Raw genomic sequence first — 2,800 nt, forward strand, 5'->3', positions numbered from 1 at the left:
CATGCGATCACGGCATCGTGGTCCGTGCGGAGGAAGGGGTTGGTCGCATGCTCCGTGGCAAGCAAGACAGGCAGACTGGGTTGGTCGTGCGCTCGCAGTGCGGCCACTTCCTGCTGGCGCGCTGCAAGTGCGGGGTTGTGCGGCTCGATGGTTTGCGCAAAGCGCGCGTTGGCGGCGGTGTATTCGTGGGCGCAACACACCAGCGTGTTGGCCGGCAGCGCCGCCAATCGATCCAGCGACGCGAGCATCTGCTCGGGCGTACCCTCGAACAATCGCCCGCAGCCCATGCTGAAAAGCGTGTCGCCGCACAGCAGGACGCCTTCGCCGGTATAGGCGACATGGGTGGTGGTGTGCCCGGGTACGGCGATCACTTCAAAACGTGCTGACGGTGTGGCCAGCGTCACCACGTCGCCGTCGTTCACGCGATGCGTGGCGCAGGTGATGCGTTCGTCGCGCGGTGCATAGACCGGCACATCGTGCCGCGCAAGCAGCGCATCGACGCCGCCGATATGATCATGGTGATGATGCGTCAGCAGGATGGTGCAAAGCTTCAGGCCGCGCTGCATGAGCGCCGCCTCGACCGGCAGGGCATCGCCTGGATCCACGACGATGGCCTGGCCGGCGTCGTCGTGCAGCACCCAAATGTAATTATCGGCAAGCGCCGGTAACGGTACGACGTGCAAGGAGTGGTCCTCCGCGGTTTCGTATCGACTGACGCAGGCCCTCCTGGCTTGCGCGAGTGGCCGACTATAAAGCCCCGATTTGGCTCGCTCGTTAGTGAGACGTTAACTGCTGGTGGGGAGGTTCAGACTTGCGGCCTCAGCCCTGGTATCTCTGTCGACCAGGACACGTTGTCGCCGGGCTGCCGGTACACTGTGCGCATCGATATGACCGGCCGGCCACCCATGTCTCAGCGTGACCAAGACATCTACAGCAGTGCCCCGTTGCGTAACCTGCTGGCCGAGGAGAGCGTGGCGCTGGCGCCCGGGCTGCAACGCTGCAGCGGCACCCACGCGCTGCTGATCAGCGTCTCGGCGGACGACAGGCCTCCGGTGCTGCCGCTGCTGGGCAACTGGACGCGGCTCAGCGTGGCAGGTGGGCAATATGCTGGCGACCTCACGGCGCGCGCGGACGAGCCGCTGCCGTTTGTCGACGATGCCTTCCATCTGGTACTGCTGCGCCATGCGCTCGAGGTCTCGACCACGCCGCAGGACATGCTGGAAGAGGCCTCGCGCGTGCTGGCGCCCGGCGGCGTGCTTGCGCTGACTGGCTTGCATCCTTTCAGCGCGTGGCTGCCCTGGATGATGTGGCGTACCCGCGGGCATGCGCCCAGCATGCACTCGCCCTTGTTGCTTGAGCGCTGGGTGCGTCGCCGTGAGCTGGATATCGAACGTATCGAGCGCGTCGGACGACTGTGGCCGAGCAGTCATGCGGGGCTCGATGCCACCCATGTGCTGGGCGGTGGCTATCTGCTTATCGCGCGCAAGCGTCGGCGCATGGCGACGCCGATTCGACTGAAACCCAAAACATTGCCGGCCACGGTCAACGTGGGACTGGCACCGGGTGCCCGACGCAATGCGRCATCCTGACTATTCGCAAATTGATGGTGACAATGACTGAAGTGCAAGCTTTTACCGATGGCGCCTGCCTCGGCAATCCCGGACCTGGCGGTTGGGCGGCGCTGCTGCGCGCCAAGGGCACCGAACGCATGGTCTCAGGTGGTGATCCGGCCACCACCAATAATCGCATGGAACTCATGGCGGCCATCGGGGCGCTCGAGGCGTTGACGCGACCGTGCAAGGTCGCCTTGACCACCGACTCGCGCTACGTGATGCAAGGCATCGAGGAATGGGTGCCCAAGTGGCGCGCGAACGGTTGGAAAACCGCCGACAAGAAACCGGTGAAGAACCAGGACTTGTGGGAGCGCCTGTCCAACGCCACGCAGATCCATCAGGTGCGTTGGCATTGGGTCAAGGGTCATAACGGCCATGTCGAAAACGAGCGCGTGGATGTGGCTGCGCGCGAACAGGCCGAACAGTACAGGAGCAAGCCATGAGGCAGATCGTTCTGGATACCGAGACCACCGGTCTTGAAGTCCGTCAGGGCCATCGCCTGATCGAAATCGCCTGCGTGGAGATGATCGAGCGTCGTCCCACCGGCAAGTACTACCAGACTTATCTCAATCCCGATCGCGCCATCGACGAAGGCGCGCGGCAGGTCACCGGCATCGAGGACGAGTTCCTGCTCGACAAGCCGCGTTTCGCGGACGTGGTGGAGGAATTCCTCGCCTTCATCGATGGCGCCGAGCTGATCATCCACAACGCCACCTTCGACGTGGGCTTCATCAATGCCGAACTGGCGCGCCTGGGGCCGTCGTTCGGACGACTCGAGGACCGCAGCAGCATCCTCGATACGCTGATGATGGCGCGCGAGCGCTATCCCGGGCAGCGCAACAGCCTCGATGCGCTGTGCAAACGACTGGGCGTGGACAATTCGGCACGTGACCTGCACGGCGGCCTGATCGACGCCCAGCTGCTGGCGGACGTCTATCTGGCGATGACCTCGGGCCAGGTCGTGCYGGATCTGGGCTTCGTTGGCGCGCAGGAGCAGGGCACGACGGTGACTCTGACGCCGGTGGTGCTGGATCGTCGTCCGCGCGTGCTGCGTGCCAGTACGGACGAAATCGCCGTGCACGAAAAGCGTCTCGATTCCCTGGACAAGAGTGCTGGTGGAACCTCGGTATGGCGTCGCGTCGACGCGAGCACCATCCAGTGAGCGCCGTGCCCGCGATCAGTTGACG

General features: G+C 64.3%; 4 protein-coding genes. 3 read left to right on the forward strand and 1 reads right to left on the reverse strand.

Going from position 1 to position 2,800, the window contains the following annotated elements:
• Window positions 1-683, reverse strand: a 683-nt coding sequence (gene gloB / locus AC1DMG_RS21390) for a hydroxyacylglutathione hydrolase (RefSeq protein WP_477181079.1), incomplete at its 3' end; no start/stop codon positions are given.
• Window positions 684-905: 222 nt separating this feature from the next.
• Between gloB and AC1DMG_RS21395 the strand changes: the two genes are divergently transcribed.
• Genes AC1DMG_RS21395 through dnaQ form a run of 3 tightly spaced genes read left to right on the forward strand, consistent with a single transcriptional unit; the run spans window position 906 to window position 2,775 of the window.
• Window positions 906-1,589, forward strand: coding sequence for a class I SAM-dependent methyltransferase (locus tag AC1DMG_RS21395; protein WP_477181080.1), 684 nt, complete (start codon window positions 906-908; stop codon window positions 1,587-1,589).
• A 23-nt stretch (window positions 1,590-1,612) separates the two neighbouring features.
• A complete protein-coding gene (gene rnhA / locus AC1DMG_RS21400) occupies window positions 1,613-2,056 on the forward strand; it encodes a ribonuclease HI (protein WP_441603220.1) in 444 nt (147 codons plus the stop codon).
• Window positions 2,053-2,775 (forward strand): DNA polymerase III subunit epsilon, encoded by a 723-nt coding sequence (gene dnaQ, locus AC1DMG_RS21405; protein ID WP_477181081.1) that lies wholly within the window; start codon window positions 2,053-2,055, stop codon window positions 2,773-2,775. The genes rnhA and dnaQ overlap by 4 nt, the downstream gene beginning before the upstream one ends.
• Window positions 2,776-2,800: the final 25 nt, after the last annotated feature.

It is taken from the genome of Dyella sp. 01N36 (genome assembly GCF_056399745.1).

What these genes read in the sequence shown, in the direction of transcription:
- rnhA (WP_441603220.1), top strand. Translation starts at nt 1,613, where the DNA reads ATGACTGAAGTGCAAGCTTTTACCGATGGCGCCTGCCTCGGCAATCCC.